The 25,421-nt window shown below is 72.3% G+C and carries 30 protein-coding genes and 2 pseudogenes; 17 read left to right on the top strand and 15 right to left on the bottom strand.

What is annotated here, in order from left to right:
- Positions 1-129: 129 nt before the first annotated feature.
- Both ID804_RS07605 and ID804_RS07610 read left to right on the top strand, forming a co-directional pair.
- Complete coding sequence (locus ID804_RS07605; protein ID WP_169078610.1) at positions 130-900, top strand: ABC transporter ATP-binding protein; 771 nt, start codon at positions 130-132, stop codon at positions 898-900.
- Positions 897-2,285, top strand: coding sequence for an FtsX-like permease family protein (locus ID804_RS07610; RefSeq protein WP_169078612.1), 1,389 nt, complete (start codon positions 897-899; stop codon positions 2,283-2,285). The genes ID804_RS07605 and ID804_RS07610 overlap by 4 nt, the downstream gene beginning before the upstream one ends.
- 78 nt (positions 2,286-2,363) lie before the next feature.
- Here the strand turns inward: ID804_RS07610 and ID804_RS07615 are convergent, their stop codons facing one another.
- Both ID804_RS07615 and ID804_RS07620 read right to left on the bottom strand, forming a co-directional pair.
- Entirely contained in the window at positions 2,364-3,734 is a 1,371-nt protein-coding gene (locus ID804_RS07615; protein ID WP_169078614.1) for an NAD-dependent succinate-semialdehyde dehydrogenase, read from the bottom strand.
- Between the two features lie 117 nt (positions 3,735-3,851).
- Complete coding sequence (locus tag ID804_RS07620) at positions 3,852-5,033, bottom strand: CaiB/BaiF CoA transferase family protein (RefSeq protein WP_169078616.1); 1,182 nt, start codon at positions 5,031-5,033, stop codon at positions 3,852-3,854.
- 68 nt (positions 5,034-5,101) lie between these two features.
- Here ID804_RS07620 and ID804_RS07625 point away from each other — a divergent pair, with 68 nt between their 5' ends.
- Positions 5,102-6,265: an acyl-CoA dehydrogenase family protein gene (locus tag ID804_RS07625; protein ID WP_169078618.1), complete on the top strand. Its 1,164-nt coding sequence runs from the start codon at positions 5,102-5,104 to the stop codon at positions 6,263-6,265.
- 464 nt (positions 6,266-6,729) lie between these two features.
- Here the strand turns inward: ID804_RS07625 and ID804_RS07630 are convergent, their stop codons facing one another.
- The 4 genes from ID804_RS07630 to ID804_RS07645 all read right to left on the bottom strand — a co-directional run bounded on the left by ID804_RS07630 (position 6,730) and on the right by ID804_RS07645 (position 10,551).
- Positions 6,730-8,187, bottom strand: coding sequence for a glyceraldehyde-3-phosphate dehydrogenase (locus tag ID804_RS07630; RefSeq protein ID WP_169078620.1), 1,458 nt, complete (start codon positions 8,185-8,187; stop codon positions 6,730-6,732).
- A 175-nt stretch (positions 8,188-8,362) separates the two neighbouring features.
- The gene (locus ID804_RS07635; protein WP_169078622.1) at positions 8,363-8,926 is read right to left on the bottom strand and encodes a hypothetical protein; all 564 of its coding nucleotides are present in this window, start codon (positions 8,924-8,926) and stop codon (positions 8,363-8,365) included.
- A 31-nt stretch (positions 8,927-8,957) separates the two neighbouring features.
- Positions 8,958-10,106, bottom strand: coding sequence for a zinc-dependent alcohol dehydrogenase (locus ID804_RS07640; RefSeq protein WP_169078624.1), 1,149 nt, complete (start codon positions 10,104-10,106; stop codon positions 8,958-8,960).
- A 106-nt stretch (positions 10,107-10,212) separates the two neighbouring features.
- A complete protein-coding gene (locus tag ID804_RS07645; protein WP_169078626.1) occupies positions 10,213-10,551 on the bottom strand; it encodes a hypothetical protein in 339 nt (112 codons plus the stop codon).
- Positions 10,552-10,692: 141 nt separating this feature from the next.
- Here ID804_RS07645 and ID804_RS07650 point away from each other — a divergent pair, with 141 nt between their 5' ends.
- Positions 10,693-11,142, top strand: a complete 450-nt coding sequence (locus ID804_RS07650; protein WP_169078628.1) for a YciI family protein — start codon at positions 10,693-10,695, stop codon at positions 11,140-11,142.
- A gap of 6 nt (positions 11,143-11,148) precedes the next feature.
- Here the strand turns inward: ID804_RS07650 and rlmN are convergent, their stop codons facing one another.
- The 3 genes from rlmN to ID804_RS07665 are packed head-to-tail and all read right to left on the bottom strand — an operon-like array spanning position 11,149 to position 13,302.
- Positions 11,149-12,375 carry a dual-specificity RNA methyltransferase RlmN gene (rlmN, locus tag ID804_RS07655; protein ID WP_169078630.1) on the bottom strand — a complete coding sequence of 409 codons (1,227 nt, stop codon included), beginning with the start codon at positions 12,373-12,375 and terminating at the stop codon, positions 11,149-11,151.
- A gap of 20 nt (positions 12,376-12,395) precedes the next feature.
- A complete protein-coding gene (locus tag ID804_RS07660) occupies positions 12,396-12,890 on the bottom strand; it encodes an SRPBCC family protein (protein WP_169078632.1) in 495 nt (164 codons plus the stop codon).
- Between the two features lie 40 nt (positions 12,891-12,930).
- On the bottom strand, positions 12,931-13,302 hold the full coding sequence (locus ID804_RS07665) for an ArsR/SmtB family transcription factor (RefSeq protein WP_169078634.1): 372 nt from the start codon (positions 13,300-13,302) through the stop codon (positions 12,931-12,933).
- Between the two features lie 81 nt (positions 13,303-13,383).
- Between ID804_RS07665 and ID804_RS07670 the strand changes: the two genes are divergently transcribed.
- Genes ID804_RS07670 through ID804_RS07680 form a run of 3 tightly spaced genes read left to right on the top strand, consistent with a single transcriptional unit; the run spans position 13,384 to position 15,677 of the window.
- The gene (locus ID804_RS07670) at positions 13,384-15,249 is read left to right on the top strand and encodes a DEAD/DEAH box helicase (RefSeq protein ID WP_169078637.1); all 1,866 of its coding nucleotides are present in this window, start codon (positions 13,384-13,386) and stop codon (positions 15,247-15,249) included.
- Between the two features lie 42 nt (positions 15,250-15,291).
- A complete protein-coding gene (locus ID804_RS07675) occupies positions 15,292-15,498 on the top strand; it encodes a hypothetical protein (protein ID WP_169078639.1) in 207 nt (68 codons plus the stop codon).
- A gap of 8 nt (positions 15,499-15,506) precedes the next feature.
- Positions 15,507-15,677: a hypothetical protein gene (locus ID804_RS07680; RefSeq protein WP_169078641.1), complete on the top strand. Its 171-nt coding sequence runs from the start codon at positions 15,507-15,509 to the stop codon at positions 15,675-15,677.
- Between the two features lie 37 nt (positions 15,678-15,714).
- Here ID804_RS07680 and ID804_RS07685 read toward each other — a convergent pair whose 3' ends face one another.
- Positions 15,715-16,188, bottom strand: coding sequence for an alpha/beta fold hydrolase (locus tag ID804_RS07685; protein WP_169078643.1), 474 nt, complete (start codon positions 16,186-16,188; stop codon positions 15,715-15,717).
- Between the two features lie 224 nt (positions 16,189-16,412).
- Here ID804_RS07685 and ID804_RS07690 point away from each other — a divergent pair, with 224 nt between their 5' ends.
- Positions 16,413-16,550: a hypothetical protein gene (locus tag ID804_RS07690; RefSeq protein ID WP_169078645.1), complete on the top strand. Its 138-nt coding sequence runs from the start codon at positions 16,413-16,415 to the stop codon at positions 16,548-16,550.
- 69 nt (positions 16,551-16,619) lie between these two features.
- Here the strand turns inward: ID804_RS07690 and argG are convergent, their stop codons facing one another.
- Positions 16,620-18,062 carry an argininosuccinate synthase gene (gene argG / locus ID804_RS07695; protein ID WP_169078647.1) on the bottom strand — a complete coding sequence of 481 codons (1,443 nt, stop codon included), beginning with the start codon at positions 18,060-18,062 and terminating at the stop codon, positions 16,620-16,622.
- 138 nt (positions 18,063-18,200) lie between these two features.
- Between argG and ID804_RS07700 the strand changes: the two genes are divergently transcribed.
- Both ID804_RS07700 and ID804_RS07705 read left to right on the top strand, forming a co-directional pair.
- Positions 18,201-18,359: a hypothetical protein gene (locus tag ID804_RS07700; RefSeq protein WP_169078649.1), complete on the top strand. Its 159-nt coding sequence runs from the start codon at positions 18,201-18,203 to the stop codon at positions 18,357-18,359.
- Positions 18,360-18,395: 36 nt separating this feature from the next.
- Positions 18,396-18,989: a GNAT family N-acetyltransferase gene (locus ID804_RS07705; protein ID WP_169078651.1), complete on the top strand. Its 594-nt coding sequence runs from the start codon at positions 18,396-18,398 to the stop codon at positions 18,987-18,989.
- Between the two features lie 10 nt (positions 18,990-18,999).
- Here the strand turns inward: ID804_RS07705 and ID804_RS07710 are convergent, their stop codons facing one another.
- Positions 19,000-19,461, bottom strand: coding sequence for a VOC family protein (locus ID804_RS07710; protein WP_169078653.1), 462 nt, complete (start codon positions 19,459-19,461; stop codon positions 19,000-19,002).
- A 94-nt stretch (positions 19,462-19,555) separates the two neighbouring features.
- Here ID804_RS07710 and ID804_RS07715 point away from each other — a divergent pair, with 94 nt between their 5' ends.
- The 5 genes and pseudogenes from ID804_RS07715 to ID804_RS07735 all read left to right on the top strand — a co-directional run.
- On the top strand, positions 19,556-20,563 hold the full coding sequence (locus tag ID804_RS07715) for a DMT family transporter (RefSeq protein ID WP_169078655.1): 1,008 nt from the start codon (positions 19,556-19,558) through the stop codon (positions 20,561-20,563).
- A gap of 126 nt (positions 20,564-20,689) precedes the next feature.
- The gene (gene msrB, locus ID804_RS07720) at positions 20,690-21,154 is read left to right on the top strand and encodes a peptide-methionine (R)-S-oxide reductase MsrB (RefSeq protein WP_169078657.1); all 465 of its coding nucleotides are present in this window, start codon (positions 20,690-20,692) and stop codon (positions 21,152-21,154) included.
- Positions 21,155-21,156: 2 nt separating this feature from the next.
- Complete coding sequence (msrA, locus tag ID804_RS07725) at positions 21,157-21,711, top strand: peptide-methionine (S)-S-oxide reductase MsrA (protein ID WP_188219178.1); 555 nt, start codon at positions 21,157-21,159, stop codon at positions 21,709-21,711.
- 73 nt (positions 21,712-21,784) lie between these two features.
- Positions 21,785-22,747: a serine hydrolase domain-containing protein gene (locus ID804_RS07730; protein WP_169078659.1), complete on the top strand. Its 963-nt coding sequence runs from the start codon at positions 21,785-21,787 to the stop codon at positions 22,745-22,747.
- Positions 22,748-22,760: 13 nt separating this feature from the next.
- A pseudogene (locus ID804_RS07735) lies at positions 22,761-23,204 on the top strand (NAD(P)H-dependent oxidoreductase); the annotation flags it as partial.
- Between the two features lie 195 nt (positions 23,205-23,399).
- Here the strand turns inward: ID804_RS07735 and ID804_RS12200 are convergent.
- On the bottom strand, positions 23,400-23,813 hold the full coding sequence (locus ID804_RS12200) for a DUF5997 family protein (protein ID WP_223159065.1): 414 nt from the start codon (positions 23,811-23,813) through the stop codon (positions 23,400-23,402).
- 54 nt (positions 23,814-23,867) lie between these two features.
- On the opposite strand from ID804_RS12200, the gene ID804_RS07740 reads away from it, so the two are divergent.
- Positions 23,868-24,434 carry a LysR substrate-binding domain-containing protein gene (locus ID804_RS07740; RefSeq protein ID WP_169078661.1) on the top strand — a complete coding sequence of 189 codons (567 nt, stop codon included), beginning with the start codon at positions 23,868-23,870 and terminating at the stop codon, positions 24,432-24,434.
- Between the two features lie 392 nt (positions 24,435-24,826).
- On the opposite strand, the gene ID804_RS07745 is transcribed toward ID804_RS07740, so the two are convergent.
- Complete coding sequence (locus tag ID804_RS07745; RefSeq protein WP_169078663.1) at positions 24,827-25,021, bottom strand: hypothetical protein; 195 nt, start codon at positions 25,019-25,021, stop codon at positions 24,827-24,829.
- 42 nt (positions 25,022-25,063) lie between these two features.
- Positions 25,064-25,252: a hypothetical protein gene (locus tag ID804_RS07750; protein WP_169078665.1), complete on the bottom strand. Its 189-nt coding sequence runs from the start codon at positions 25,250-25,252 to the stop codon at positions 25,064-25,066.
- Between ID804_RS07750 and ID804_RS12205 the strand changes: the two are divergent.
- Positions 25,239-25,421: pseudogene (locus tag ID804_RS12205) on the top strand (hypothetical protein); the annotation flags it as partial. The gene ID804_RS07750 and the pseudogene ID804_RS12205 overlap by 14 nt on opposite strands.

Genomic DNA, 25,421 nt, shown 5'->3' on the forward strand with positions numbered 1-25,421 from the left:
GGTCGATCGGATGGTCCGTCCGTACCGGTCGTCACGGCACCGAGGGGCCGAGCATGCCCGCCGAACGTCGCGCACGCCAGCACCGACCGACCGACGCGCCGGCGCGTCGTCGCTACCTAGCGTGAGGGCATGACCACCTCCTCCCCCGCCTCCCCGTTCGCCGGCGCCGTCGTCGCCCGCACCCGCGCGCTGCGCCGCGAGTTCGGCACCGACGGCGCGCGCGTGGCCGCCGTCGACGGCGTCACCGTCGCGTTCGAGCGCGGGCGCCTGACCGCGATCGTCGGCCCGAGCGGCTCCGGCAAGTCGACGCTCATGCACCTGCTCGCCGGCCTCGACCACCCCACCTCGGGCGACGTCGAGCTCGACGGGCACGCGCTCGGCGAGCTCGACGAGCGCGCCCTCGCGGCCCTGCGGCACGAGCGCATGGGCTTCGTCTTCCAGTCGTTCAACCTCATGCCCGCGCTCACCGCGCTGCAGAACATCCGTCTGCCCGAGCAGCTCGGCGCGCGACCCCGACCGCACGACCGCGAATGGGAGGCGTCGCTCATCGACCGCCTGGGTCTCGCCGGGATGCTCGGGCGGCGCCCCGCCGAGCTCTCCGGCGGGCAGCAGCAGCGCGTCGCGATCGCCCGCGCCCTCGCGCACCGGCCCGCGGTCGTGTTCGCCGACGAGCCGACCGGCAACCTCGACATCACGACCGGGCGCGACGTGCTGCAGCTGCTCGCCGAGCTCGTGCGCGGCAGCGACTGCGGCGTCGTCATGGTCACGCACGACCCGACGGCGGCGAGCTACGCCGACCGGGTGCTGTCGATGCGCGACGGCCGCGTCGTGCGCGAGAGCGAGCGCTCGTCGGCGGCCGACATCGCCGCCGCGATGCTCGAGGACGCGGTCGCCCGATGAGCGCCCGCACCGGCACCCTCGCCGCGCTCGCCGTCATCGCGCTCTCGGCGGCCTACATCGTGCTGCTCACCTCACTGACCTCGCTGCTGCGGGCGGGCCTCGCGCGCACCCCGTTCGGGCAGGGTGAGACGCCCGAGCTCGTGCTGGGCATCCTCGCGGTGTCGTTCACGATCGTCGCGCTCGTCGTGTCGACGGTCGTCGTCACGAACGCGTTCGCGCTCGTCACGGCCACGCGCATCCGCGAGATCGCGCTCCGTCGCCTGCTCGGGGCGTCGGCACGTCGCGAGCGCCGACGGATCGCCGCGCAGGGCGCCCGCCTCGGCCTGCTCGGCACAGCGGTCGGCATCGCCGTCGGGGCGGGCATCGCCCTCGCGGTGTTCGCCGCGAACGCGGGCGACGGCGGCATGCTCGACGGCGCGAGCGCGGCCGACCTCGTCGACCCCGGCGCGATCGTGCCCCTCGTCGCGCTCATCGCGAGCACCGCCCTCGCCGCGTGGCGCGGCTCCGCCGCCGTGCTCGACGCCTCGCCCGTGCAGGCGCTCGGCCTCGCCACCGCCCAGGAGACCGGGGGGCTCGAGAGCACGCGGCTGCGCCCGGCCGCGGCGGCGCTGCTGCTCACGGGCCTCGTGCTGCTCGTCGTCGCCGCGATCGGCGGCATGCTCACCCCGCTCGCCGTGCTCGTGGGGCTCGCCGGCGGCACCGTGCTCGCGGTGGGCATCCTCACCGGTTCGAACGCGCTGCTGCCCCGAGTCACCGCGCTCATCGCGCGGGCGCTGCCGCGCACTGGGCCCGCAGCAGCGGCCGCGCACGCCCTGCGGGAGCACCCCGCCCGCACCAGCCGGGCCGCGCTCGGCGTCGTCATCAGCGTCGCGATCGTCACGATGTTCGTCGTCGCCACGGCGAGCGTCGCGACCTCGCAGGCGATCGAGTACGAAGGCTCCACCGACGCGGTCGTCGTCACCGAGATCATGCTCGTCGTGCTCGCCGTCGTCGGCGCGCTCACGGGCGTCATCGCCGTCATCTCCGCGATCGGGCTGTCGACGACGGTCGCCCTGTCGACGCGGCTGCGGGCGCGCGAGATCGCGACCACGCGCATCCTGGGGCAGAACCGGGGGGATGCCGCGCGCGCGATCCTCATCGAGGGGGCCGTGACGAGCGCGGCGGCCACGCTCAGCGGCCTCGCCGTCGGCTCAGTGCTCGGCTGGGTCGGCGCGCAGAGCGTGCTCGGGTCGACGCTGCAGTCGCAGCTCGTGACGCCCGTCGTGCCCGTGCTGCTCGTCGGCGTCATCGCCGCCGTCGCGCTCGTGCTCACGGCGCTCTCCACGATCGCGCCGATGCGCTTCGTGCTCGCCGACTCGCCCATGCGGGCGTTCGCGCGCGCCTGAGGCCGAGCGGCGCGGCCGGAGACGCGGAACGGCCGGGGCGGAGCATCCGCACCCGGCCGTTCTGCGCGCGTCGCCGGACTAGGCGATGCGGATCATCTTCTTGTTGACGAACTCGTCGATGCCGAGCGTGCCGAGCTCGCGGCCGGAGCCCGAGTTCTTGATGCCGCCGAAGGGCAGCTCGGGGCTGTCGGCGAGCACGCAGTTGACGTACACCATGCCGGCGTCGATCTGGTCGGCGACGCGCGCCGCCTGCTCGGAGTCGGTCGTGAACAGGTAGGAGCCGAGGCCGAACGGGGTGTCGTTGGCGAGCTGGATCGCCTCGGCCTCGTCGGCCACCTTGAACACCTGCGCGACGGGGCCGAAGAACTCCTCGTAGAAGGCGGGGTTGCCGGGCTTGACGTTCGCGAGCACCGTCGCCGAGAAGAACGTGCCCTCGCGCGTGCCGCCCACGAGCACCTGGGCGCCGCCGTCGACGGCCTTCTTCACCTGGCCCTCGAGCGTCTCAGCAGCCTGCGCCGACGACAGCACGCCGTAGGCGGCCTCGCCCGCCATCGGGTCGCCCGGGCCGACCTCGCCCATCTTGGCGACGAACTTCTCGAGGAAGGCGTCGTAGAGCTCGTCGACGACGATGAAGCGCTTGGCGCCGTTGCACGACTGGCCGCTGTTGTCGACGCGCGCGTTGACGGCCATCTCGACCGTCGCATCCAGGTCGTCGGTCGACAGCAGGATGAAGGGGTCGCTTCCGCCGAGCTCGAGCACGACCTTCTTCAGGTGACGGCCGGCCTGCTCGGCGACGGCCGCGCCGGCGCGCTCCGAGCCGGTGAGCGAGACGCCCGCGACGCGGGGGTCGGCGATGATCGTCGAGATCTGGTCGTTCGTCGCGTAGACGTTGACGTAGGTGCCCTCGGGGAAGCCGGCGTCGAGGAAGATGCGCTGGATCGCCTCCGCCGACGCGGGGCACTGCGCCGCGTGCTTGAGGATGATCGTGTTGCCCAGCACGAGGTTCGGGCCGGCGAAGCGGGCCACCTGGTAGTACGGGAAGTTCCACGGCATGATGCCCAGCAGCACGCCGAGCGGGCCCTTGCGGATGAACGCCGAGCCCTCGCTGCCCTCGGCCAGGTCGACCGGCTCGTCGGCGAGCAGGGCGGGGCCGTTGTCGGCGTAGTACTGGTAGATGTCGGCCGAGAAGTCGACCTCGCCGAGGGCGTCGCCGATGGGCTTGCCCATCTCGCGCACGATGATCTCGGCGAGCTCCTGGCGGCGCTCGCGGTGCAGCTCGGCCACGCGGGTGATGAGGGCGGCGCGCTCCTCGCGCGTCGTGGAGCGAGCCCAGCCGCGCGCGGCGGCGTGGGCGGCGTCGATCGCGGCCGAGATCTCGGCGTCGGTCGCGGTCGCGTACTCCTTGACCTTCTCACCCGTCGCCGGGTTGATCACTGCGTACTTGCTCATGAGGCTCCTTGAGGGATCACGGTGCACGCATCGATTCCGGGTGAGGTCGGCAGCGGTGCACACCTGCCCCCAGCCTAGAAGGGGCGAGCGTGCGTGCGGCACTCCCCCTCGGCGGATTCATGGGCTCGGATCGCCGCCGTGTACAGCATCGCCGTCGCCGAGCAGCCACGCGCGGATCGTCGCCCCGTGCTCGTCGAGCGCCGGCGGGGCGCCGGGCACGACGGGCGCGAACCCGGAGTACCGCACCGGATGCGCCAGCTGATCCGGATGCCCGGCTCCCACCGCCACGGTCGGCTCGAGCCCCAGGCGTCTCGCGAGCGCGAGCGCCTCGCCCACGCCGTTGACCGTGCCGGCCGGCACCCCGGCCGCGAGCAGGAGCGCCGCCCAGTCGGCGGCGTCGCGGGTGCTCAGCCGCGCTTCCAGCGCCGCCTGCAGCTCGTCACGGTGCTCGACCCTCGCCGCGTTGGTCGTGAAGCGCGCGTCGAGGGCGAGACCCGGCTCGCCGAGCGCCCGGCAGAGGGCCGCGAACTGGGCGTCGTTGCCGACGGCGAGGGCGAGCATCCCGTCACGGCAGCGCAGCGTCTCGTAGGGGGCGATCGAGGGGTGACGGTTGCCGAGCGCGCGCGGATCGACCCCCGTCGCGAGGTAGCCGCTGCCCTGGTTGGCGAGCGAGGCGATCGCGCTGCCCAGCAGCGACACCTCGACGTGCTGGCCGCGGCCGTCGGCTCCGCCGCGCTCGCGCTGCAGCAGCGCCGCGAGCACGCCCATGACTGCGTGGTTCGCGGCGAGCAGGTCGACCACCGCGACGCCCACCTTGCGAGGCTCACCGCCGGCGTCGCCCGTGATGCTCATGAGCCCGCCGACCGCCTGCACGAGGAAGTCGTAGCCGGGCAGGCCCGCGCCCTCGCCGCTCGAGCCGAAACCCGTGATCGAGCAGTAGACGGCGCGCGGATTGCGCGCCAGCACGCTCTCGGCGTCGAGGCCGAAGCGCGACAGAGCCCCCGTGCGGTAGTTCTCGAGCACGACGTCGGCGCGGTCGACGAGCGCGCGCGCGACCTCGAGGTCGGCGTCGTCGGCGAAGTCGAGCGCGATCGACTGCTTCGAGCGGTTCGCGGCCTCGAAGTACGAGCTCGACGACCCCGCCCACGGCGGGCCCCAGCCGCGCGTCTCGTCGCCGACGCCGGGGCGCTCGACCTTGACCACGCGCGCGCCCAGGTCGGCGAGCATGACGGCGGCGGTCGGGCCGGCGAGCACGCGGCTGAGGTCGGCGACGAGCATCCCGTCGAGGGGGCGGATCATGAGGCAACTGTACAAGTGGACAAAACGCGCGTGGCAGGGCCACGATGAGGATGACCGGAAGGATCGCCATGACCGACTCGCCCCTCGACCTCATCGGCTTCGACGCCCTGCTCAGCGAGGAGGAGCGCGCGACGCGCGACCGGGTGCGGGCCTTCGTCGACGCCGAGCTGCGGCCCGGCATCGCCGACTGGTACGAGCGGGGCGTGTTCCCGACCGAGGTCATCCGGCCCATGGCCGAGCTCGGACTGCTCGGCATGCACCTCGAGGGCTACGGCTGCGCCGGACGCTCGGCCGTCGAGTACGGGCTCGCCGCGGCCGAGCTCGAGGCCGCCGACTCGGGCCTCCGCACCTTCGTGTCGGTGCAGGGCTCGCTCGCGATGACGGCGATCCACACCTTCGGGTCGGAGGAGCAGAAGCAGGAATGGCTGCCGCGCATGGCGCGCGGTGAGGCGATCGGATGCTTCGGCCTCACCGAGCCCGACGCCGGCAGCGACCCCGCCTCGATGCGCACGGTCGCGCGCCGCGACGGCGACGACTGGGTCATCACGGGCAGCAAGCGCTGGATCGGCCTCGCGTCGATCGCCGACGTCGCCGTCATCTGGGCGAACACCGAGGCGGGCATCCGCGGATTTCTCGTGCCGACCTCGTCGGCCGGGTTCACGGCGACGCCGATCGGGCAGAAGCTGTCGATGCGCGCGTCGATCCAGTGCGACATCGAGCTCGACGAGGTGCGCGTGCCCGCCTCAGCCCAGCTGCCCGGCGCGGAGGGGCTGCGCGGGCCGTTCACGTGCCTCAACCAGGCGCGCTACGGCATCGTCTGGGGCGTCATGGGCGCCGCCCTCGACAGCTACCGTGCCGCGCTCGCCTACGTGCAGGAGCGGCAGGTGTTCGGCAAGCCGGTCGCCGCGTACCAGCTCACCCAGCAGAAGCTCGTCGACATGGCGCTCGAGATCGACAAGGGATTCCTGCTCGCCCTGCAGCTCGGCCGCCTCAAGGACGCCCGCCAGATGCAGCCGCATCAGATCTCGGTCGGCAAGCTCAACAACGCGCGCGTCGCGATCGGCATCGCCCGCGAGGCCCGCGCGATGCTCGGCGGCAACGGCATCACGCTCGAGCACTCGCCGCTGCGGCACGCCAACAACCTCGAGTCGGTGCGCACCTACGAGGGCACCGATGAGGTGCACACGCTCATCCTCGGCAACGCGATCACGGGGATCCCGGCGTTCCGGTAGGCCGGGCGCGGCCGCGGCCGGTCCTCGTGGGCCGGCGCGGCGGCCGGGGCAGCGGCCGGGGCTGCGACTCGTGGGCCGGCGCCGCGAGTCTCGCCGGCCGGTCAGGTCAGGAGGCGGCGCGTCGCGCAGATGGTGTCGGTTCGCACCGGCACCTGTTGCGCGACGTGGCTCCGCGTCGACGTGCGGCCGACTCGCTTCGGTCGTCGAGCGCTGCGGCCCGACGTGGCGCAGGTTCGGTGCGGTGGCGCGGGCTTGATACAGCGCCATGACACCAGACCCGCGCCACCTTCGCCGCACGCCCGCGTTCCGCGAGCCCGCGCGCGCCGTGCCGGCGCGGCGTCCCCGGCGCGCGGCAGGCGCGGCGCGGCACCCGCGACGCGGCGCGGCCGGCGCGCGCCGTGAGCCGCGCACGGCGCGCAGCGCACGGCGCGTAGGGCGGCCCCGGATGCCCGACCTGCGCCGCGCTACGCCCGCACGCGCGCCGGCACGACGCGCGGGTGCGATCCGGCCATCGTCTCGAGCACGCGGATCACCTGCGACGAGTAGCCGAACTCGTTGTCGTACCAGACGTAGACGATGACCGAGTCGCCCGTGCAGATGGTGGCGAGTCCGTCGACGATGCCGGCGCGGTGGCTGCCGATGAAGTCGCTGGAGACGACTTCGGGGCTCTCGATGTAGTCGATCTGCTGCCGCAGGTCGCTGTGCAGCGACATCTGGCGGATGTGCTCGTTGACCTCCTCGCGCGTGGCCGGCCGCTCGAGCTGCAGGTTGAGGATCGCCATCGACACGTCGGGCGTGGGCACGCGGATGGCGTTGCCGGTGAGCTTGCCGGCGAGCTCGGGCAGCGCCTTCGCGACGGCCTTCGCGGCGCCGGTCTCGGTGATGACCATGTTGAGCGCCGCTGAGCGCCCCCGCCGGTCGCCCTTGTGGAAGTTGTCGATGAGGTTCTGGTCGTTCGTGTACGAGTGCACGGTCTCGACGTGGCCGTGGCGGATGCCCCACGCGTCGTCGATGACCTTGAGCACGGGCGTGACGGCGTTGGTGGTGCACGAGGCGGCCGTGACGATGCGGTCCTCCGGCGAGATGGTGTCGTGGTTGATGCCGTGCACGATGTTCTTCAGCGCGCCCTTGCCCGGGGCGGTGAGCAGCACCTTCGCGACGCCCGGGCACTGCAGGTGCTGCGCGAGCCCTTCCTCGTCGCGCCAGCGGCCGGTGTTGTCGACGACGATCGCGTCGTGGATGCCGTACGCGGTGTAGTCGACGCTCGTCGGCGAGTCCGAGTAGATGACCTGGATGAGCGTGCCGTTGGCGAGGATCGTGTTCGCCTCCTCGTCGACCGAGATCGAGCCCTCGAACGGCCCGTGCACCGAGTCGCGCCGCAGCAGGCTGGCGCGCTTGACCAGGTCGTTCTCGCTGCCGCGCCGCACGACGATCGCGCGCAGGCGCAGCCCTTCCCCGTTGCCGGCGTGGGCGATGAGGATGCGCGCGAGCAGCCGCCCGATGCGCCCGAAGCCGTACAGCACGACATCGGTGCCGCCGGACTCGTCGCCCTCGGCCGCAGCGGTGCCGACGGGTCCCAGCTCGTCGCGGACGTACTCCACGAGCGAGCGCCCGGCCGCCGACTCGGCGAAGCCGGTGATGAGGCGCGCGATGTCGAGCGAGGCGGGGCGCGGCCCGATCTCGAGCAGGACGGTGAGCACGCGCTGCGTGTCGTCGAGCGCGAGCGGCTCGCCGGTGACGTGCTCGGCGTACTTGTGCGCCTTGAGCACGCCGATCGCCGACTGGTTGATGAGGCGGCGCCCGTGGATGCTCGTCACGACCCCGTGCTCGCGATAGAGCCGCCCGATGAGGGGTATCAGCTGCTCGGCGAGGGTCTCTCGGGCTTTCCAGGCGTCACGGTGGGCGGCGACGACGTCGGTCATGCGTTCACTCTTCCGCGGCCTCGCGGGTCGCGCGCGGCCGGAACTCAGGGGCGGGGTCGAAGCGATCGTAGCGACGACAACCCCGCCCAGCGCCAAGATCGGGCCGGGCATCCCCCGCAAGAAGCGGCTTTCTTTCGCGGGCGTGAAGGCGACGCCCGCTCGCCCGCCTCGCCTCTCAGCGCCGCAGCGCCACTCGGGTCGCCGCGACCGCGAGCGCCCCCGCGAGCACCCACGGCCCGGCGACGATCACCGGGTCGAGCCAGGCGTGCTTCACGTCGACGCGCCCGCGCCCGACGCGCGACCGCCAGCCGTGGTGCGTGAGCTCGGCGCGCACGCCCGACTGGGTCAGGGGCTCATCGGGCCGGGCGGTGACGAGCGAGGCGAGGTGGCTCTCGATCGCGTCGACGCGGTCGCTCGCGACGAGCAGCAGCCAGTGGGCGTTGCGTCCCTCGCTGAAGCGCGCGTAGGCGAGTCGCTTGAGCGCGCCCGAGAGGCCCTTCGGCGGCTGGGCGGTGCCGAACACGGGCGTGAGCCGCTCGTGCTCGATGGAGCGCTCGCGCGGCGTGAGCTCCGGCTGCTGCTCCGGCTCCAGCCAGTGGGCGCCCGACTCGAGGTCGTGGCGCTCGCGCGGCACGGCGGGGCGGTCAGCGGGGTCGAGGTCGGCGCCCCAGCCGGGCACGCGCGAGCGCAGCTCGTCGGGCGTCGGCGCGGGCACGGGGCGGGTGGCGGTGTACGGCATGGTCGTCTCCGATCGGTGGCGGATGCGCGGCTCAGGCGGCCGTCGGCACGATGACGGGCTTGATGATGTCGTCGAGCTTCGACGAGAACACGTGGTACCCCTCTGCGATGTGCTCGAGCGGGAACCGGTGCGTGAGCAGTTCGCTCGGCCGGAAGTGGCCGGCGCGGATGTGCTCCATGAGGCGCGGCCACTGCCGCTTCACGGGCGCCTGGTTCATGCGCAGAGTGAGACCCTTGTTCACGGCGTCGCCGAACTTGATCGCCGCGGGCACGGGCCCGTACGCGCCGACGACCGCGACGGTGCCGCCCTTGCGCACGCTGTCGATCGCCCAGTTGAGGGCGACGGGCGAGCCGCCCTGCAGCTTGAGCTTGGCGCCGGCGATGTGCTGCAGCAGGCCGCCGTCAGCCTCCGCGCCGACGGCCTCGACGACGCGATCGGCGCCGAGCCCTCCGGTGAGGCGCTTGAGGTGCAGCACGACGTCGTCGACCTCGCCGAAGTGCACCGTCTCGGCCAGGGCGAAGTCGCGCGCCGCCTGCAGCCGGTGGTCGAGGTGGTCGACGACGATGACGCGGCCTGCGCCCATGAACCACGCCGAGCGCGCGGCGAATAGCCCGACGGGCCCCGCACCGAAGACGATGACCGTGTCGCCCTGCGCGATGTCGGCGAGCTGGGCGCCGAAGTACCCGGTCGACAGCGCGTCGGTCATGAGCAGGGCATCCTCGTCGGAGATGTCGTCGGGGATCACCCCCGGGCCCACGTCGGCGAACGGCACGCGCACGAACTCGGCCTGGCCGCCGTCGTAGCCGCCGCACGTGTGCGAGTAGCCGTAGATGCCTCCGACGGCGGTCGCATTCGGGTTCACGTTGTGGCAGTTGGAGTACAGGCCGCGAGCGCAGAAGAAGCACGACCCGCAGTACACGTTGAACGGCACCATGACGCGCTGCCCGGGGCGCAGGTGCTGCACCGACGGCCCCACCTGCTCGACGATGCCGACGAACTCGTGGCCGAAGGTCGACCCGACTCGGGTGTCGGGCATCATGCCGTGGTAGAGGTGCAGGTCGCTGCCGCAGATCGCCGCCATCGTCACGCGCACGATCGCGTCGTTGGGGTGCTCGATGCGCGGGATCTCCTTCTCGGTCACGCGCACCTTGTACGGCCCGCGGTACTCCATCGCTCTCATCGGCTCCCCCTGCTTCGTTCGCACTGCGCGGTCGTTCACGGAATCGTGCGACCGTACGGCGGCCGAGAGAGGCCGACCAGGGGCTAGGCAGCGGAGCGCGCGCGGCCTACCCTCCGAGCGCGACGGCGAGCACGATGCCGAAGTCGGCGAGCACCATGAGCCAGAACAGGGCCGCGAGGGTCGCGAGGCGGGTGCGCCGGCGTCGCGCGGCGTAGCGCACGACGATCATGACGAGCAGCAGCGCGACGGTGGCGAGCGCGCCGACGAGCGCGAGGCCCGAGCCGAGCTGCCACCACAGCGCGAGCAGCATCGCCCCGACGAGCGCTGCGGCGACCGCGGCGGAGGCGATCCACACGGTGCCCTCGCTCGTGGTGAGCGCGCCCTGGTTGCGCACGAGCGTCGGGTCGACCTCCCAGGGGTCGCGGTCGTCGGGCGGCGTGCTCATGGCGGTCACGGTACTCCGCGTCGCGCTCGGGGGATGCCCGGTTCCGCTGCGGGCGTCGCTGCGGCAGAGTGTGGGGGCGCGCTGCGAGCCCGGCTCGCGCCGGGCATCCCCCACCAGCTTCACCGCGACGAAGGAGCCGCCATGCCCCAGTTCATGCTCATCATGCGCTCGACCGACGAGGCGCTCGCCGCCTCGAAGGAGGTCGACTTCGACGCCGTCATCACGGCCATGGGCAAGTACAACGAGTCGATGATGGAGGCCGGCGTCATGACCGGCGGTGCCGGGCTCTCCGACGCCGCGCAGGGCGCCGTGGTGCGCTTCGGCGAGAGCGGCGCCGCCGCGGCGATCGAGCACGGCGCCTACGGGCCGACCGAGTGGCTGTTCAACGGCTACTGGACGATCGAGACCGCCTCACTTGAGGAGGCCGTGGAGTGGGCGAAGCAGTGCCCGCTCGGCCCGGGCAACGCGATCGAGGTGCGGCGCATCACCGACGAGAGCGACTTCGCCGACTACGCCGACAACGAGTACCTGCAGAAGGAGGAGGGCTGGGCGGCCGAGCTCGCCGAGAAGCGGGCCGAGCGCGAGGGGTAGGCCGGCTCAGCCGTCGCCGGCAGCGAGCTGCCCGCAGGCCCCGTCGATCTCTTTGCCGCGGGTGTCACGCAGCGTCGTCGGGATGCCCGCGTCGTTGAGGCGGCGCACGAACTCGTTCTGCACGTCGCGCTCTGACGCCGTCCAGATCGAGCCGGGCGTCGGGTTGAGCGGGATCGGGTTGACGTGCACCCAGCCCCGGCCGCGCTCGAGCAGCTTCTGCGCGAGCAGGTCGGCGCGCCAGGCGTGGTCGTTCATGTCCTTGATGAGGGCGTACTCGATCGAGACCCGTCGCCCGGTCTTGTCGAAGTACTCGCGCGCGGCGTCGAGCGCCTCGTCGACCTTCCAGCGGGAGTTGACGGGGATCAGCTCGTCGCGCAGCTGATCGTCGGGCGCGTGCAGGCTGAGGGCGAAGGTGACGGGCACCTGCTCGTCGGCGAGCTTGCGAATCGCGGGCACGAGGCCGACCGTCGAGACGGTGATGTTGCGCGCGCTCATGCCGAGGCCGTTCGGCTGCGGCGCGACCATCGTGCGCACCGCGGTCATGAGGCGGGCGTAGTTGGCGAGCGGCTCGCCCATGCCCATGAAGACGATGTTGCTGACGCGGTCGGGCGTCTCGTCGCCCTTCTTGCGCCCGCCGAGCTCGCCGCGCGCGAGGGCGCGGTTGGCGGCGACGACCTGGTCGACGATCTCGGCCGCCGACATGTTGCGGGTCAGGCCCGCCTGGCCGGTAGCGCAGAAGGGGCAGTTCATGCCGCAGCCGGCCTGCGAGCTCACGCACAGCGTGATGCGGCCCGGGTAGCGCATGAGCACGCTCTCGACGAGGGCGCCGTCGTGCAGCTTCCAGAGGAACTTGATCGTGTCGCCGTTGTCGGTCGTGAGGCGGCGCACCTCGGTCAGCAGCGGCGGCAGCAGCCCGGCGACGAGCTCGTCGCGCCCCGCGGCGGGCAGATCGGTCATCGTCGCCGGGTCGGCCGAGTAGTGCGTGAAGTAGTGCGTCGAGAGCTGCTTGGCGCGGAACGCCGGCAGCCCGCGCTCGACGACGGCGGCGGTGCGCTCGTCGACCGAGAGGTCGGCCCAGTGCACGGGCGGCTTGCCGCGCTTCGGCGAGGCGAACTGCAGCAGCGGCCGCCCCTCGGCGTCACGCTGCTGCTGCCAGCCCTCGGTCGCCGGGCGAACCTGCGGGCGAGCATCCGCAGTCGGTCGCGTCGAGCCGTTGTTGCGGATGCCTGCCATGCCCTCCAGGGTACGCGGGGCTAGGCGACGAGCTCGTCGATCTGGTTCATCGCCGCCGTCATGCCCTCGACCATGCCCATGCTCGTGATCTGCTCGAGGTGCTCGAGTGAGTCGACGATCGTGCGGATGCTCATGGTCGTCACCGTGCCGTCGCTGCCTCCCGACGGCTCGATCTCGACGACCATGCGCATGCTCGGCATCGCATCGGTCGGCTCGCCGTCGTCGCCGGAGAACCCGTCGACGAGCTCGATGCGGTGCGGCGCCTCAATGGTCTCGAAGCGGAACCACGCCGCGCTGCGCTCGCCCTGCGGCCCGGTCATGAAGTACCGCGCCTCGCCGCCCGGCTCGAACTCGTAGCGGGGGAAGCTCGCCGGCCAGCCGGGAGGGCCCCACCAGCGCTCGAGCTGCCGCGGGTCCGCCCACAGCTGCCACACGCGCTCGGGGGTGGCGATGAACTCGGCGGTGACCGTGAGGGTCAGCCCCTCGCGGTCGATCTCGGTGTCGATGACGGGCATGGCCCGCTCCCTTCGGTCGGTGCTGCGGTGCGTGCTGCGGTCAGTGCTGCGGATGCCCGGTGCGGCCGGGCGCGCCCGTCGCCTCCTCGGCGAGCAGGTCGTCGATCGCGGCGACGCGGTGCCGCCACAGGTCCTCGACCTGCTCGAGGAGCTCGCGCGCCCGGGCGAGGGCGGTCGGATCGGTGGTCACCAGCTGCTCCCTCCCCCGCCGGGTCTTCGTGACGAGCGAGGCGCGCTCGAGCACGGCGACGTGCTTCTGCACGGCCGCGAAGCTCATCGCGTAATGCGCGGCGAGCTGCGAGACCGAGTGCTCACCGGTGACGGCTCGGCGCAGGATGTCGCGGCGCGTCGCGTCGGCGAGCGCCTGGAACAGGCGATCGACGTCCGTCTCGGAAAGCATTTCTACAACCATATGGTTGCACGTTACGCCCGCTCTCCCCCGCCGTCAAGGGCCGCGTGCGCGCCCGAGCGCGCGGGGGCCTACCGTTGAGGCATGACGCCTGACGCCGAGACCACCGCGACCGACGGCGACAGCGCCGCCCCGAGCATCCCCTTCTCATCGCTCGGGCTCAGCGACGCGGTCATGCGCGCCCTCGACGACGTCGGGTACGAGACGCCGTCGGCGATCCAGGCGGCGACGATCCCGCCGCTGCTCGCCGGGCGCGACGTCGTCGGCCTCGCGCAGACCGGCACCGGCAAGACCGCGGCGTTCGCGCTGCCGATCCTGTCGAGCATCGACACCGCGCGCGCCGTGCCGCAGGCGCTCGTGCTCGCCCCCACCCGCGAGCTCGCCCTGCAGGTCTGCGAGGCCTTCGAGCGCTACGCCGCCCACCTGCCCGGCGTGCACGTGCTGCCCGTCTACGGGGGCCAGGGCTACGGCGTGCAGCTGTCGGCGCTGCGCCGCGGCGTGCACATCATCGTCGGCACGCCCGGCCGCATCATGGACCACCTCGAGAAGGGCACGCTCGACCTCAGCGAGCTCACCCACCTCGTGCTCGACGAGGCCGACGAGATGCTGAAGATGGGCTTCGCGGAGGACGTCGAGACGATCCTCGCCGAGACGCCCGACGACAAGCAGGTCGCCCTGTTCTCGGCGACGATGCCCGCGTCGATCCGGCGCATCTCGCAGCAGTACCTCCGCGACCCGGAGGAGATCAGCGTCAAGAGCAAGACGACGACGTCGTCGACGATCACGCAGCGCTACCTCGTAGTGTCGTACCAGCAGAAGGTCGACGCCCTCACGCGCATCCTCGAGGTCGAGAACTTCGAGGGCATGATCGTGTTCGTCCGCACCAAGAACGAGACCGAGACGCTCGCCGAGAAGCTGCGGGCCCGCGGCTACTCGGCGCAGGCGATCAACGGCGACATCCCGCAGGCGCAGCGCGAGCGCACCGTCGACCAGCTGAAGTCGGGCGCGCTCGACATCCTCGTCGCGACCGACGTCGCCGCCCGCGGGCTCGACGTCGAGCGCATCAGCCACGTCGTCAACTTCGACATCCCCGTCGACACCGAGTCGTACGTGCACCGCATCGGTCGCACCGGCCGCGCCGGTCGCGCCGGTGACGCGATCAGCTTCGTCACGCCGCGTGAGCGCCGCCTGCTCGACGCGATCGAGAAGGCGACCCGCCAGCCGCTCACCCAGATGCACCTGCCGACGATCGACGACGTCAACGCCACGCGCCTCGCGCGCTTCGACGACGCCATCACGACGGCGCTCGCGAACGGCGAGCTCATCGAGACGTTCCGCGGCATCATCGACCACTACGTGCAGCACCACGACGTGCCCGAGGCCGATGTCGCGGCCGCGCTCGCGGTCGTCGCGCAGGGAGGCGAGCCGCTGCTGCTCGACGAGGAGGACATCCGCCTGCCTTCGTTCTCACGTGACGCGCGGGATGCCCGGGGCGCGTCGGGCGGATCGGGTGACGGCTCGCGCGCCGAGCGCGGGCCCCGCCGTCGCGAGGGCGGACCGGCGCTCGCGCCGTACCGCATCGAGGTCGGCCGCCGGCAGCGGGTCGAGCCGCGCCAGATCGTCGGCGCGCTCGCCAACGAGGGCGGGCTCTCGCGCGACGACTTCGGCGCCATCACGATCAGGCCCGACTTCTCGATCGTCGAGTTGCCGGCTGAGCTGCCGCCGGCGACGCTGCGCAAGCTCGAGGGCACGCGCATCAGCGGCAAGCTCATCGAGCTCAAGCCCGACCGGGGGCCGCGCGGCGGCGGGGCTGGGCGGTTCTCGCGTGACGAGCGGGCGCCGCGGTTCGCGCGCGACGAGCGGCCCGCGCGTGACGAGCGTCCGGCACGGGATGATCGCCCCGCGCGCGATGACCGCACCGAGCGGAAGCCGCGCAAACCTCGACACTGAATCGTGACCTCGGGTGCGCTCCGACGCGCCTAGCCTGAGCGCATGAGGCTGGTCGAGGAGCTGCTCGCGAGCTGCGTCGAACCGAGCGCGTACTGCGACGACACGCAGGAGATCGTGATCGGCACGCCCGTGAGCTTCTGGTTGCCGTTCGTGCTCGCCGTCGTCACCGTGTTGCTCATCGGGATCGTCGCGGCGCGCCTCGTCGCCCGACGTGAGCGACGTCGCGCCGACCAAGCACAAGACAGCTGAGCCGGCCGATGCGCCGCATCCTCGAGGCCTGCGCGGCCGACCTGCCCGGCTGCGACGACACCGCCGACCTCCTCGGCGACCGCGCTGACCTGGTGCTGCAGTTCGCTGCGGCGATCGCGGTCATCGTCGTGATCGTGATCGTGCTCGACCGGATGCTCCGGCGGAGGTCGCGCCGCTGACGCAGGGCACCCCGCGCGGCCGGCCGCGGCGCCCGGCTCAGCGCGCGCGGCCCTCGCGCACGTCGCTCCACCACGCGGCGATGAGCGACACGACGCGCTCGTCGATCGGGCGCCGGGCATCCGCTCGGTAGGTGCGCAGCGTCGCGCGCTGCTGAGCGCGCAGGATGTGGCTGACGCCGTCAAGCAGGACGGTGCGCGTCGGCCCGCCGGATCGCGCCGCGATGACGTCGAGATCCTCCGGCGGCGACTGCAGGTCGAAGCCGCCGGTGATGGCGAGCACGGGCGCCGTGAAGGCGTCGAGGTCGACGCGCGGGTCGTGCGCCATGAACTCTCGGAACCAGCGCGCATTGACGCGCGCGCCGCCGATGCGCTCGACGTCGCGCGTCGTGCGCAGCAGGCGCTGCCGGTTCTTCTCGGTCTGGGCCTCCAGGTCGGTGCGCAGCAGGCGCAGCACGCCGCGCACGAGCGCGGGCACGTCGGTCGCGAGGGCGCGCGACTGCCAGCGCAGCACCTCCAGGCCCGAGCGGGCGTAGCCGCGGCACCGTCGAGCGCGCGCTGCGCCTCGACCTCACGCGCACGAGCGTCGACCCCGACGATGCGGGGCTCGCCGACCCGGCACGACTGCGCGCCGGGTTCCTCGCCTACCTCGCCTCGCTCGCCACGGCCTTCGACGCCTACCTCGCCGCCCCGCGCACGAGCCTTGAGGAGGATCTCGTCGGCTTCCGACAGGTCGCCGTGCACGCGACCGACGACGAATGGCGGGAGGTCGCGGCGGCCATCCGAGCCGCGATCGCACCCCTGGCCGAGCGCACGGCGCACCCCGACGGTGCCCGCCGGCGCGTGCTCGGCACCGTCAGCCTGCCCGTCGACTGACGCCGAGGGCGGCCCGCCGAGCCCGACACGCGGCGCGGCGTGCGGCGCGCGGCGCGCGTGCGGCCCGCGTCAGTCCGAACCGAAGTCGAACGCTGCGCTCTCCCCCGCGGCGTCGAGCGCCTCGGCCAGCGCCGCGCGGTCGGCCGACAGCGGCGCCGCGTGCTCGACGACCTCGTCTGCGTGGCCGGCGGTAATGCTGCCGACGAGCTGCGCGGTCGCGCCGCCGATGATGCCCTGCGCCGCGTACTGCTCCAGGCGGGCGCGCGAGTCGGCGATGTCGAGGTTGCGCATCGTGAGCTGCCCGATGCGGTCGGTGGGGCCGAAGGCGGCGTCGCCGACGCGCTCCATCGAGAGCTTCTCGGGCGCGTACGACAGGCCGGGGCCGGTCGTGTCGAGGATCGTGTAGTCGTCGCCGCGGCGCAGACGCAGCGTCACCTCGCCGGTCACGGCCGAGCCCACCCACTTCTGGATGCTCTCGCGCAGCATGAGCGACTGCGGGTCGAGCCACCGGCCCTCGTACATGAGGCGCCCGAGGCGGCGGCCCTCGGCGTGGTAGTTCGCGATCGTGTCTTCGTTGTGGATGCCGTTCAGCAGCCGCTCGTAGGCGATGTGCAGCAGCGCCATGCCGGGGGCCTCGTAGATGCCGCGGCTCTTGGCCTCGATGATGCGGTTCTCGATCTGGTCGCTCATGCCCAGGCCGTGGCGGCCGCCGATGCGGTTCGCCTCGAGCACCAGCTGCACGGCATCCGAGAATTCGACGCCGTTGATCGCGGTCGGGCGGCCCTCGACGAACGCGATGCGGACATCCTCGGTCTCGATCTGCACCGACTCATCCCAGAAGCGCACGCCCATGATCGGCTCGACCGTCTCGAGCGAGACGTCGAGGTGCTCGAGCGTCTTCGCCTCGTGCGTGGCGCCCCAGATGTTGGCGTCGGTCGAGTAGGCCTTCTCGGCCGAGTCGCGGTACGGGAAGCCGTGGGCGACGAGCCACTCGCTCATCTCCTTCCGGCCGCCCAGCTCGGTGACGAACTGCGCGTCGAGCCACGGCTTGTAGATGCGCAGGCGGGGGTTGGCGAGCAGGCCGTAGCGGTAGAAGCGCTCGATGTCGTTGCCCTTGTAGGTCGAGCCGTCGCCCCAGATCTCGACGCCGTCCTCCTTCATGGCGCGCACGAGCATCGTGCCGGTGACGGCGCGGCCGAGCGGCGTGGTGTTGAAGTAGGCCTTGCCGCCGGAGCGGATGTGGAACGCGCCGCACTGCAGCGCCACGAGCCCCTCCTCGACGAGGGCGGCCTTCGCGTCGACGAGGCGGCTGATCTCGGCGCCGTACTCCTTCGCGCGGCCGGGAACGGCGGCGACGTCGGGCTCGTCGGGCTGGCCCAGGTCGCCCGTGTAGGTGCACGGGATCGCGCCCTTGTCGCGCATCCACGCGACGGCGACGGAGGTGTCGAGACCCCCGGAGAAGGCGATGCCGACGCGCTCGCCGACGGGCAGGGAAGTCAGGACCTTGGACACGATCCCCGATTCTATCGGCGCGCCGGTGCGGCCCCGCGCCCGCGGGCGACGTGAGCGGGCGACGGATGCTCGGGTCGGCTCGGTCGCGTCCGTGGACGCCCGCGGCGGGCATCCGCACCCCTCGACTACCGTCGCCGGATGACCACTCTCATCATCGTGCTGCTGGTCCTGTGGGCCGTCTTCGCCGTCGTCGGCTTCGTCGTCGAGGGGCTGCTGTGGCTCGCGTTCATCGGGCTCATCCTGCTCGTCGCCACCGTCGCGTGGGGCTGGCTCAAGCGGCGCACCGGGCGCGACTAGGCGCGCCGGGGCCGGCCGGGTCGCTAGCCTCGGCGCATGACCGCAGCGCTGCGCATCCGGCCCGCGAACGAGGCGAGCTGGAGCGAGCTGCAGCTGATCCTCACCGGCACCGCCGCCCGCTGCCAGTGCACGCGGCAGCGGCTCGGCGACCACGACTGGTACGCGCTGCCGCCCGAGGCGCGGGGCGCGGTGCTGCGCGAGGCGGTCGGCTGCGATGACCCGCGCGCGACGTCGACGGTCGGCCTCGTGGCCTGGCTCGAGGACGAGCCGGTCGGCTGGGTCGCGGTCGATCGGCGCACCGCGTACACGCGCATCCGCAACTCGCCCGTCGCCTGGTCGGGGCGGCACGAGGCGAAGGACGACGAGACCGTGTGGGCAATCGCGTGCCTGGTGGTGCGACGCGGATTCCGACGCGAGGGGCTCACCTACCCGCTCGTCGCGGCGGCCGCCGAGCACGCCCGCGCGCAGGGTGCGCTCGCCGTCGAGGGTTACCCGATGCTGACCGGCGGTGCCGAGGTCACGTGGGACGAGCTCAGCGTCGCCCCGGTCGGGCCGTTCCTCGCCGCGGGCTTCGCCGAGGTGAGCCGGCCGACGAAGCGCCGCGTGGTCATGCGGCTCGACTTCGACTGAGCCGGCCCGCTCAGCCGCGCGCGGCCGCCTCGAGCTCGGCGATGACGAGCTTGCGCATCCCCATCATGGCCTCCATGACGCGCGCGGCTGCCGCGGGATCCTCCTGCTGCAGCAGCGCCGCCCATCGCTTCGGCACGATCTGCCAGGCGACGCCCCAGCGGTCGCGCAGCCAGCCGCAGAGCCCCGGCGCTCCGCCGTCGCCGGTGAGGGCATCCCACAGCCGGTCGATCTCGTCCTGCGAGTCGACCTCGACCTGCAGCGACATCGCGTCGGTGAACCCAGGCTGGTCAGCGGGACGGCCGTTGAGTGCGAGCATCCGCTGCCCCTGCAGCTCGAAGTCGACGCTGATCGGCGGCTGCCCGGGCGGGCCGTCCATCCGCCCGGTGATGCGCGAATCGGCGAGCAGCCTCACGTAGAAGTCGACGGCCTCGACCGCCTCCGACTCGAACCACAGGCACGGCACGATGCTCATGCTCGCGACCGTACGTCCGGTCGCGCCGGCGCTCGAGTCGACGTGCACAGGCTCGGCGCACGGCGGCGACGCTCGCGCCCGCCAGAATGAACCCATGACCCGCCGCGGCCTCATCCTGTTCGTCTCGCTCGGCATCATCTGGGGCATCCCGTACCTGTTCATCAAGATCGCGATCGCCGAGCTGAGCCCCGAGTTCCTCGTGCTCGCCCGCACGACGCTCGCGGCCGCGCTGCTGCTGCCGATCGCGGCCCGCCACCGCGCGATCGTTCCCGTGCTGCGTCGCTGGAAGCCGCTGCTGACCTTCGCCCTGTTCGAGATCGTGCTCGCCTGGTACTTCATCAACGCCGCCGAGCGCACGCTGCCGAGCTCGACGGTCGGGCTGCTGCTGGCGAGCATCCCCCTCGTGGCGATGGCGGTGGCCTTCCTCGGCGGCCGACGCGATCGGCTCACCGGCGTCAACCTCATCGGGGTCGTACTCGGCATGGCCGGCGTCGCCGCGATCGTGGGCCTCGACGTCGGCGGCAGCGACCTGTTCGCGGTCGCTGAGCTCGCCGTCGCGGTCGTCGGCTACGCGATCGGGCCCGCGATCCTCGCCCGGCACCTGCACGACCTGCCCGGTGTCGGAGTCATCGCCTGCGCCCTCGGCGTCAGCGCCCTCGCCTACGTGCCGGTCGTCGCGATCACGGGCGGCTGGCCGACGGTCATGCCGTCGACGATGACGATCGTGTCGGTCATCGTGCTCGCCGTGCTGTGCAGCGCGGTCGCCTTCCTGCTGATGTTCGCGCTCGTCGCCGAGGTCGGGCCGATCCGCATGTCGGCGATCACCTACGTCAACCCGGCCGTCGCGGTCGTCGCTGGCGCGCTCTTCCTCGGCGAGCAGATCACCGTCTGGACCCTCGTCGGCTTCGTCGCGATCCTCGCCGGCTGCGCGCTCGTGACGCGTCCCGACCCGCGCGCGGCTCGCACCGCCGAGCAGGCCGGGGCCGACGATCAGGCGGTGGATGCCGCTGCCGGGGCCGCGCCGTCGACCGGCACCGGGCATCCGACGCTCGATGAGGCGCTCGACGAGCCGGTGCCGCCCACCGAGCCGATCGTGCGGTAGCCGGCGCGCCGCCCGGCAGCCGTTCAGGCTCGGCGCGGCGGGAACGCAGGAGCGCCGAGCAGTGTTGACCCTGGTGGCGCCGCACTCCAGCGTCGCCGCCCGCGTCACCCGCACGAAGGAGCCGCCATGACCCGCGAGTACCGCGCCACCCCCGAGGCGATCGCCCGCCTCACCCCGATGCAGCGCAAGGTCACGCAGAATGACGGCACCGAGCCGGCGTTCCGCAACGAGTACTGGGACAACAAGGCCGAGGGCCTCTACGTCGACGTCGTCTCGGGCGAGCCGCTGTTCTCGAGCCGCGACAAGTACGACAGCGGCACCGGGTGGCCCAGCTTTACGAGGCCGATCAGCGCCGACGCAGTCACCACCAAGACCGACCGCACCCTCTGGATGACCCGCACCGAGGTGCGCTCGGCGCACGCCGACAGCCACCTCGGGCACGTCTTCGACGACGGCCCGCGCGATGCCGGCGGCCTGCGCTACTGCATGAACTCGGCCGCGCTGCGGTTCATCCCCGTCGACCAGCTCGAGGCCGAGGGTTACGGCGAGTACCGCGACCAGATCATCGACACCCCCACGAACGGAGCCTGACCATGACCATCGACCTCGACAAGGGCGAGATCACCCGCACCCCCGGCACCGAGACGGCCGTGCTCGCCGGCGGCTGCTTCTGGGGCATGGAGGATCTGATCCGCCGCCAGCCGGGCGTCATCAGCACGCGCGTCGGCTACACGGGCGGCCGCAACGACCACGCCACCTACCGCAACCACCCGGGCCACGCCGAGGCGGTCGAGATCGTCTTCGACCCGACCGTGACGACGTACCGCGACATCCTGGCGTTCTTCTTCCAGATCCACGACCCGTCGACGAAGGATCGCCAGGGCAACGACATCGGCTCCAGCTACCGCTCGGCGATCTTCCCGCTCACCCCCGAGCAGGAGCACGTCGCCCGAGAGACCATCGCCGACGTCGACGCCACCCGCCGCTGGCCGGGCCCCGCCGTCACCACGATCGAGCAGGCGGGCCCGTTCTGGCAGGCCGAGGAGGAGCACCAGGACTACCTGATCAAGCACCCCAACGGCTACACGTGCCACTACCCGCGGCCGAACTGGGTGCTGCCGCGGCGCGACGAGGCGGCGGCCAGCTAGGCGCCGATCACGAGGGCGGGGCGAGTGGATGCTCGCCTCGCCCTTCGTCGTCGGCGCCCACTAGCCTCGATCCATGACGGGTTGGTCGGGCGACGAGAGCCTCGCGGCGTCGGCCGCCCGACTGCTCGGGCCGGCGCACCCCGTCGCAGCGGTCGCGCTCGTCGGGCCGCACGGTGCCTCGACCGCGACGATCGGCACCTCGACCGACGCCGACTTCGAGATCGGCTCCCTCTCGAAGCCGATCACGGGGATGCTCTACCGCGACGCCGTCGAGCACGGCCGCGTCGCACCGACCACCGCCCTCGGCGAGCTGCTCCCCCTCGCGGGGCACGGGCCGGTCGCCGACCTCACCCTGGAGTCGCTCGCCACCCACCGCTCCGGGCTCCCCCGCCTCCCACCCCGCATGCAGCCCGTGCGACGCACCTGGGCCTTGTGGCGGCACGGCGCGAACCCCTACGGCGACTCGCTCGCTGAGCTGCTCGAGCAGGTGCGCCACATCAGGCTCGGCGGTACCCGCGGTCGATACTCGAACCTCGGGTTCCAGCTGCTCGGGCATGCCGTCGCCGCGGCCGCCGGCGCACGCTACGCCGACCTGCTGCCGCGCACCTTCGCGCTCGACCTGTGGGCGCCCTCCACCGTCGCCGAGCTGCGACCCACGAGCCTCACCGGGGCCACCGGGCGGGGCCGCCCGCGCGACCCATGGGTGGGTGAGGGTCTCGCGCCGGCAGGCGGGATCCGGACGACCATCGGCACGATGAGCTCGCTGCTCGCGCGAACGCTCGACGGCTCCGCCCCCGGGGTTAGCGCACTCGACGCGACGACGAGCCTCTCGCCGGGCATCCGCATCGGATCAGGCTGGCTCACCTCCACCCAGCACGGTCGCACGATCACGTGGCACAACGGGGCCACCGGCGGGTTCCGCAGCTGGATGGGCCTCGACCGCGACGCCAGCGTCGGCGTGATCGTGCTGTCGGCGCGCAACCGCTTCCTCGACCCGGCCGGGTTCGCGCTGCTCCGCGAGCACACCGCCGCCTGACCTGGAAGGCCCCATGCCCCGCGCCCTCGTCGTCGTCGCTCACCCCCGCCCCGGCAGCTTCACGCACGCGCTCGCCGAGGCCGTCGCCGACGGGTTCGCGGCCGCCGGGCTCGACGTCGACGCCCATGACCTGTACGCCGAGGGCTTCGACCCGCTGCTCACGGCCGCCGAAGCTGACACGACGCGCCCGCCCGCAGGGCACCTGGCCGACGGCGACGATCTCGTGCTGCGCCACCGCAGCGAGCTCGCCAGCGCCGACGTGCTCGCCGTCGTGCATCCGAACTGGTGGGGCAAGCCGCCGGCGATGATGGCCGGCTGGATGGACCGCGTGCTCATCCCCGGCGTCGCCTACACACTCGACGACCCTGCCGGAGCACCCACGAGCCTGCTGCCGTTGCGCGCCCTCTACGTCGTCAACACCTCCGACACGCCCGCCGACCGCGAGCACGACCTGTTCGGCGACCCGCTGCAGAGCATCTGGGCGCGCTGCGTCGGCCACTATCTCGGCGAGCCGCACACCGAACGTCGCGTGCTGCGCACCGTCACCGACTCCGATGCGGATGCCCGGCGCCAGTGGCTCGCCGACGTCACCGCCGACGCCCACCGCATCGGGCTCGCGGCGCAGCGCCGCGCAGAGTGGCGCAGCGCCACGTCAGGCGGTCGGGCGCTCCCCCACCGCGGTGCCCGGTGCGCGCCCCGACCCCGGCTGCTTCTTCTCCCGCTCCTCCACGAGCCACTCGGGCATCTCGTCGAGCAGGGCACGGATCTCCGCCGTCGTCATCGAGTCGCTCACCCCGGCGCGGGCGAGCGCCGAGTTCGACACGCCCAGGCGGCGCGAGACCTCATCGCGCGGGTGCGGGCCCTCACGCCGCAGCGTGACGAGCCACTGCGGCGGAGCATCCTGCATCGCCTGCAGCTCGGTGCGCGAGATCGGGTTCGCCCGGAACTCCTCCGGTGTGGCCGGCAGGAACACGCCCAGCTTCTGGGCCGCCGTCTTCGGGCTCAGCAGCTGCTCTTTCTTCGGCTTCGGCTGCTGGCGGCGGTCTTCGCGGGGCTCGTCGGTCATGCCTCGAGCGTAGGCGACGGCGGCGCCCGCGCGGCCCGCCGGTAGCCTGGCCCCATGCCCGATGCGCGCCCCGAACCCCTGCGCGTGGCCTTCGTGCCCGGCGTCACCCCCGGCAAGTGGGAGCGCATCTGGCGCGAGCGCCGCCCCGGCGGCCGCCTTGAACTGCTGCCGATGACGCAGGCGGATGCTCGGCGTGCGCTCGCCGACGGCACCGCTCACATGGCGCTGCTGCGCGACACCTCGGCAGACGACGAGTTCCACGCCATCCCGCTGTATCGCGAGACACCCGTCGTGGTGGCGCCCCGCGGGTCGGAGGTCGCCGAGATCGGCGGGCTCACCCTCGACGAGCTGCGCGACGTGGAGGGGCTGCCGCTGCTCGAGGTCGACCTCGTCGAGGGCACCGGCGCCGACGTTGTCGAACTCGTGGCCGCGAACGTCGGCATCGCCGTCATGCCGCAGTCGGTCGCACGGGTGCACTCGCGGAAGGATGTCGTCGCGCGGCCGGTCGTCGGGGCACCCGACACCGGGGTGTCGCTCGTCTGGCCGACGGTGAAGGCTCACCCACTGTGCGAGGTGTTCATCGGCATTGTTCGGGGGCGCACGGCGAACAGCTCGCGGTGACGGACGCGACGATGCCCCTGAAGGCGGCCGTCCTCCACATGCGCCGTCTCATTCGGGACCGTTGAGACCGCGCACGCCGCCACGGAGTCGCGCGGTGTCTGCGTGCACCCCGCGCCCTGGCGAAGCGAGACGAGTAACCTGGGCGAGGTGACATCAATGAGGAAATCACGCATACGCGCAACGAGCATCGCCGCCGGTCTCGTGCTGGCGCTTGGGCTGAGCGGCTGCACATCGGGCGTGTGCCCGGCAATCGGCTACATCCATGGGCTCACGGTCGAACTCGGTGGGAACACCGCCGCCGCCGCACAGGTGCAGTTGTGCAGAAGACCTCTTTGGCGGGGCGCAAGTGGATGCAGTGGCGCTCGTGATCGGCACCGTTGCGTCAAGAGTGGTTAGTGCTCGACCTCAACGATCTCGAAATCTGCCTCATCGTCCGGATCGAGCGGATAATCGCCCGGATTGGAGAGGTGTAGCACCTCGCCGCCCGTTGCATACGCACTCACTTGGGCAAGGCCGTAGTCGTTAGCCTCTTCTTCAGTATCGAAGATCTCGTCGTCCTCTTCGGAGGATCCGTCGCTGTACTTCATCACTACCTTGTAAGGCAACTGGTCCTCCTCCCCGCTCAGCGGCTACTTGATCCGCTTAGGGTTACGTCCGAACAGCTTGACGATGCTCTTGAAAGGTCCACCGGTCTTTTTTGTGCCGATGTAGTCGCCACGCTTGTTGTATTTATCCCACAGTCCAGTGCGGGAGTTCTTCTTCTGATAGCGGTCCTTGATGAGCCCGACACGCTTACCTTTGCCGGTGTTCTTTGCCATGTGGGCCTCCCGCCTGCATCGTACTGACCGATCGCGAGGACCGCACCGCCTCTCGGATCTGGAGGAGTTCGCGCTGATCCGCTCGTACTCGCTGGAGGTGGTGCCGCCGCATTCGCTGCTGGTCCGCATCGTCGAGCGGGCGCCGATCGGGGCGGTGGAGCGCGGGTCG

Source organism: Microcella alkalica (assembly GCF_014595885.1).
GTDB lineage: Bacteria > Actinomycetota > Actinomycetes > Actinomycetales > Microbacteriaceae > Microcella > Microcella alkaliphila_B.

Excerpts from the sequence above, each read along its gene's own strand:
- ID804_RS07710 (WP_169078653.1), bottom strand. The coding sequence starts at position 19,461 with ATGAGCATCGTGCCGTGCCTGTGGTTCGAGTCGGAGGCGGTCGAGGCC.
- ID804_RS07670 (WP_169078637.1), top strand. The coding sequence starts at position 13,384 with ATGACGCCTGACGCCGAGACCACCGCGACCGACGGCGACAGCGCCGCC.
- ID804_RS12200 (WP_223159065.1), bottom strand. The coding sequence starts at position 23,813 with ATGACCGACGAGCCCCGCGAAGACCGCCGCCAGCAGCCGAAGCCGAAG.
- ID804_RS07650 (WP_169078628.1), top strand. The coding sequence starts at position 10,693 with ATGCCCCAGTTCATGCTCATCATGCGCTCGACCGACGAGGCGCTCGCC.
- ID804_RS07665 (WP_169078634.1), bottom strand. The coding sequence starts at position 13,302 with ATGGTTGTAGAAATGCTTTCCGAGACGGACGTCGATCGCCTGTTCCAG.
- rlmN (WP_169078630.1), bottom strand. The coding sequence starts at position 12,375 with ATGGCAGGCATCCGCAACAACGGCTCGACGCGACCGACTGCGGATGCT.
- ID804_RS07750 (WP_169078665.1), bottom strand. The coding sequence starts at position 25,252 with ATGGCAAAGAACACCGGCAAAGGTAAGCGTGTCGGGCTCATCAAGGAC.
- ID804_RS07715 (WP_169078655.1), top strand. The coding sequence starts at position 19,556 with ATGACCCGCCGCGGCCTCATCCTGTTCGTCTCGCTCGGCATCATCTGG.
- msrA (WP_188219178.1), top strand. The coding sequence starts at position 21,157 with ATGACCATCGACCTCGACAAGGGCGAGATCACCCGCACCCCCGGCACC.
- ID804_RS07620 (WP_169078616.1), bottom strand. The coding sequence starts at position 5,033 with ATGATCCGCCCCCTCGACGGGATGCTCGTCGCCGACCTCAGCCGCGTG.
- ID804_RS07730 (WP_169078659.1), top strand. The coding sequence starts at position 21,785 with ATGACGGGTTGGTCGGGCGACGAGAGCCTCGCGGCGTCGGCCGCCCGA.
- ID804_RS07605 (WP_169078610.1), top strand. The coding sequence starts at position 130 with ATGACCACCTCCTCCCCCGCCTCCCCGTTCGCCGGCGCCGTCGTCGCC.
- ID804_RS07740 (WP_169078661.1), top strand. The coding sequence starts at position 23,868 with ATGCCCGATGCGCGCCCCGAACCCCTGCGCGTGGCCTTCGTGCCCGGC.
- ID804_RS07675 (WP_169078639.1), top strand. The coding sequence starts at position 15,292 with ATGAGGCTGGTCGAGGAGCTGCTCGCGAGCTGCGTCGAACCGAGCGCG.
- msrB (WP_169078657.1), top strand. The coding sequence starts at position 20,690 with ATGACCCGCGAGTACCGCGCCACCCCCGAGGCGATCGCCCGCCTCACC.
- ID804_RS07625 (WP_169078618.1), top strand. The coding sequence starts at position 5,102 with ATGACCGACTCGCCCCTCGACCTCATCGGCTTCGACGCCCTGCTCAGC.
- ID804_RS07680 (WP_169078641.1), top strand. The coding sequence starts at position 15,507 with ATGCGCCGCATCCTCGAGGCCTGCGCGGCCGACCTGCCCGGCTGCGAC.
- ID804_RS07615 (WP_169078614.1), bottom strand. The coding sequence starts at position 3,734 with ATGAGCAAGTACGCAGTGATCAACCCGGCGACGGGTGAGAAGGTCAAG.
- ID804_RS07645 (WP_169078626.1), bottom strand. The coding sequence starts at position 10,551 with ATGAGCACGCCGCCCGACGACCGCGACCCCTGGGAGGTCGACCCGACG.
- ID804_RS07635 (WP_169078622.1), bottom strand. The coding sequence starts at position 8,926 with ATGCCGTACACCGCCACCCGCCCCGTGCCCGCGCCGACGCCCGACGAG.
- ID804_RS07640 (WP_169078624.1), bottom strand. The coding sequence starts at position 10,106 with ATGAGAGCGATGGAGTACCGCGGGCCGTACAAGGTGCGCGTGACCGAG.
- ID804_RS07610 (WP_169078612.1), top strand. The coding sequence starts at position 897 with ATGAGCGCCCGCACCGGCACCCTCGCCGCGCTCGCCGTCATCGCGCTC.
- ID804_RS07660 (WP_169078632.1), bottom strand. The coding sequence starts at position 12,890 with ATGCCCGTCATCGACACCGAGATCGACCGCGAGGGGCTGACCCTCACG.
- ID804_RS07745 (WP_169078663.1), bottom strand. The coding sequence starts at position 25,021 with ATGAAGTACAGCGACGGATCCTCCGAAGAGGACGACGAGATCTTCGAT.
- ID804_RS07700 (WP_169078649.1), top strand. The coding sequence starts at position 18,201 with ATGACCACTCTCATCATCGTGCTGCTGGTCCTGTGGGCCGTCTTCGCC.
- ID804_RS07705 (WP_169078651.1), top strand. The coding sequence starts at position 18,396 with ATGACCGCAGCGCTGCGCATCCGGCCCGCGAACGAGGCGAGCTGGAGC.
- ID804_RS07630 (WP_169078620.1), bottom strand. The coding sequence starts at position 8,187 with ATGACCGACGTCGTCGCCGCCCACCGTGACGCCTGGAAAGCCCGAGAG.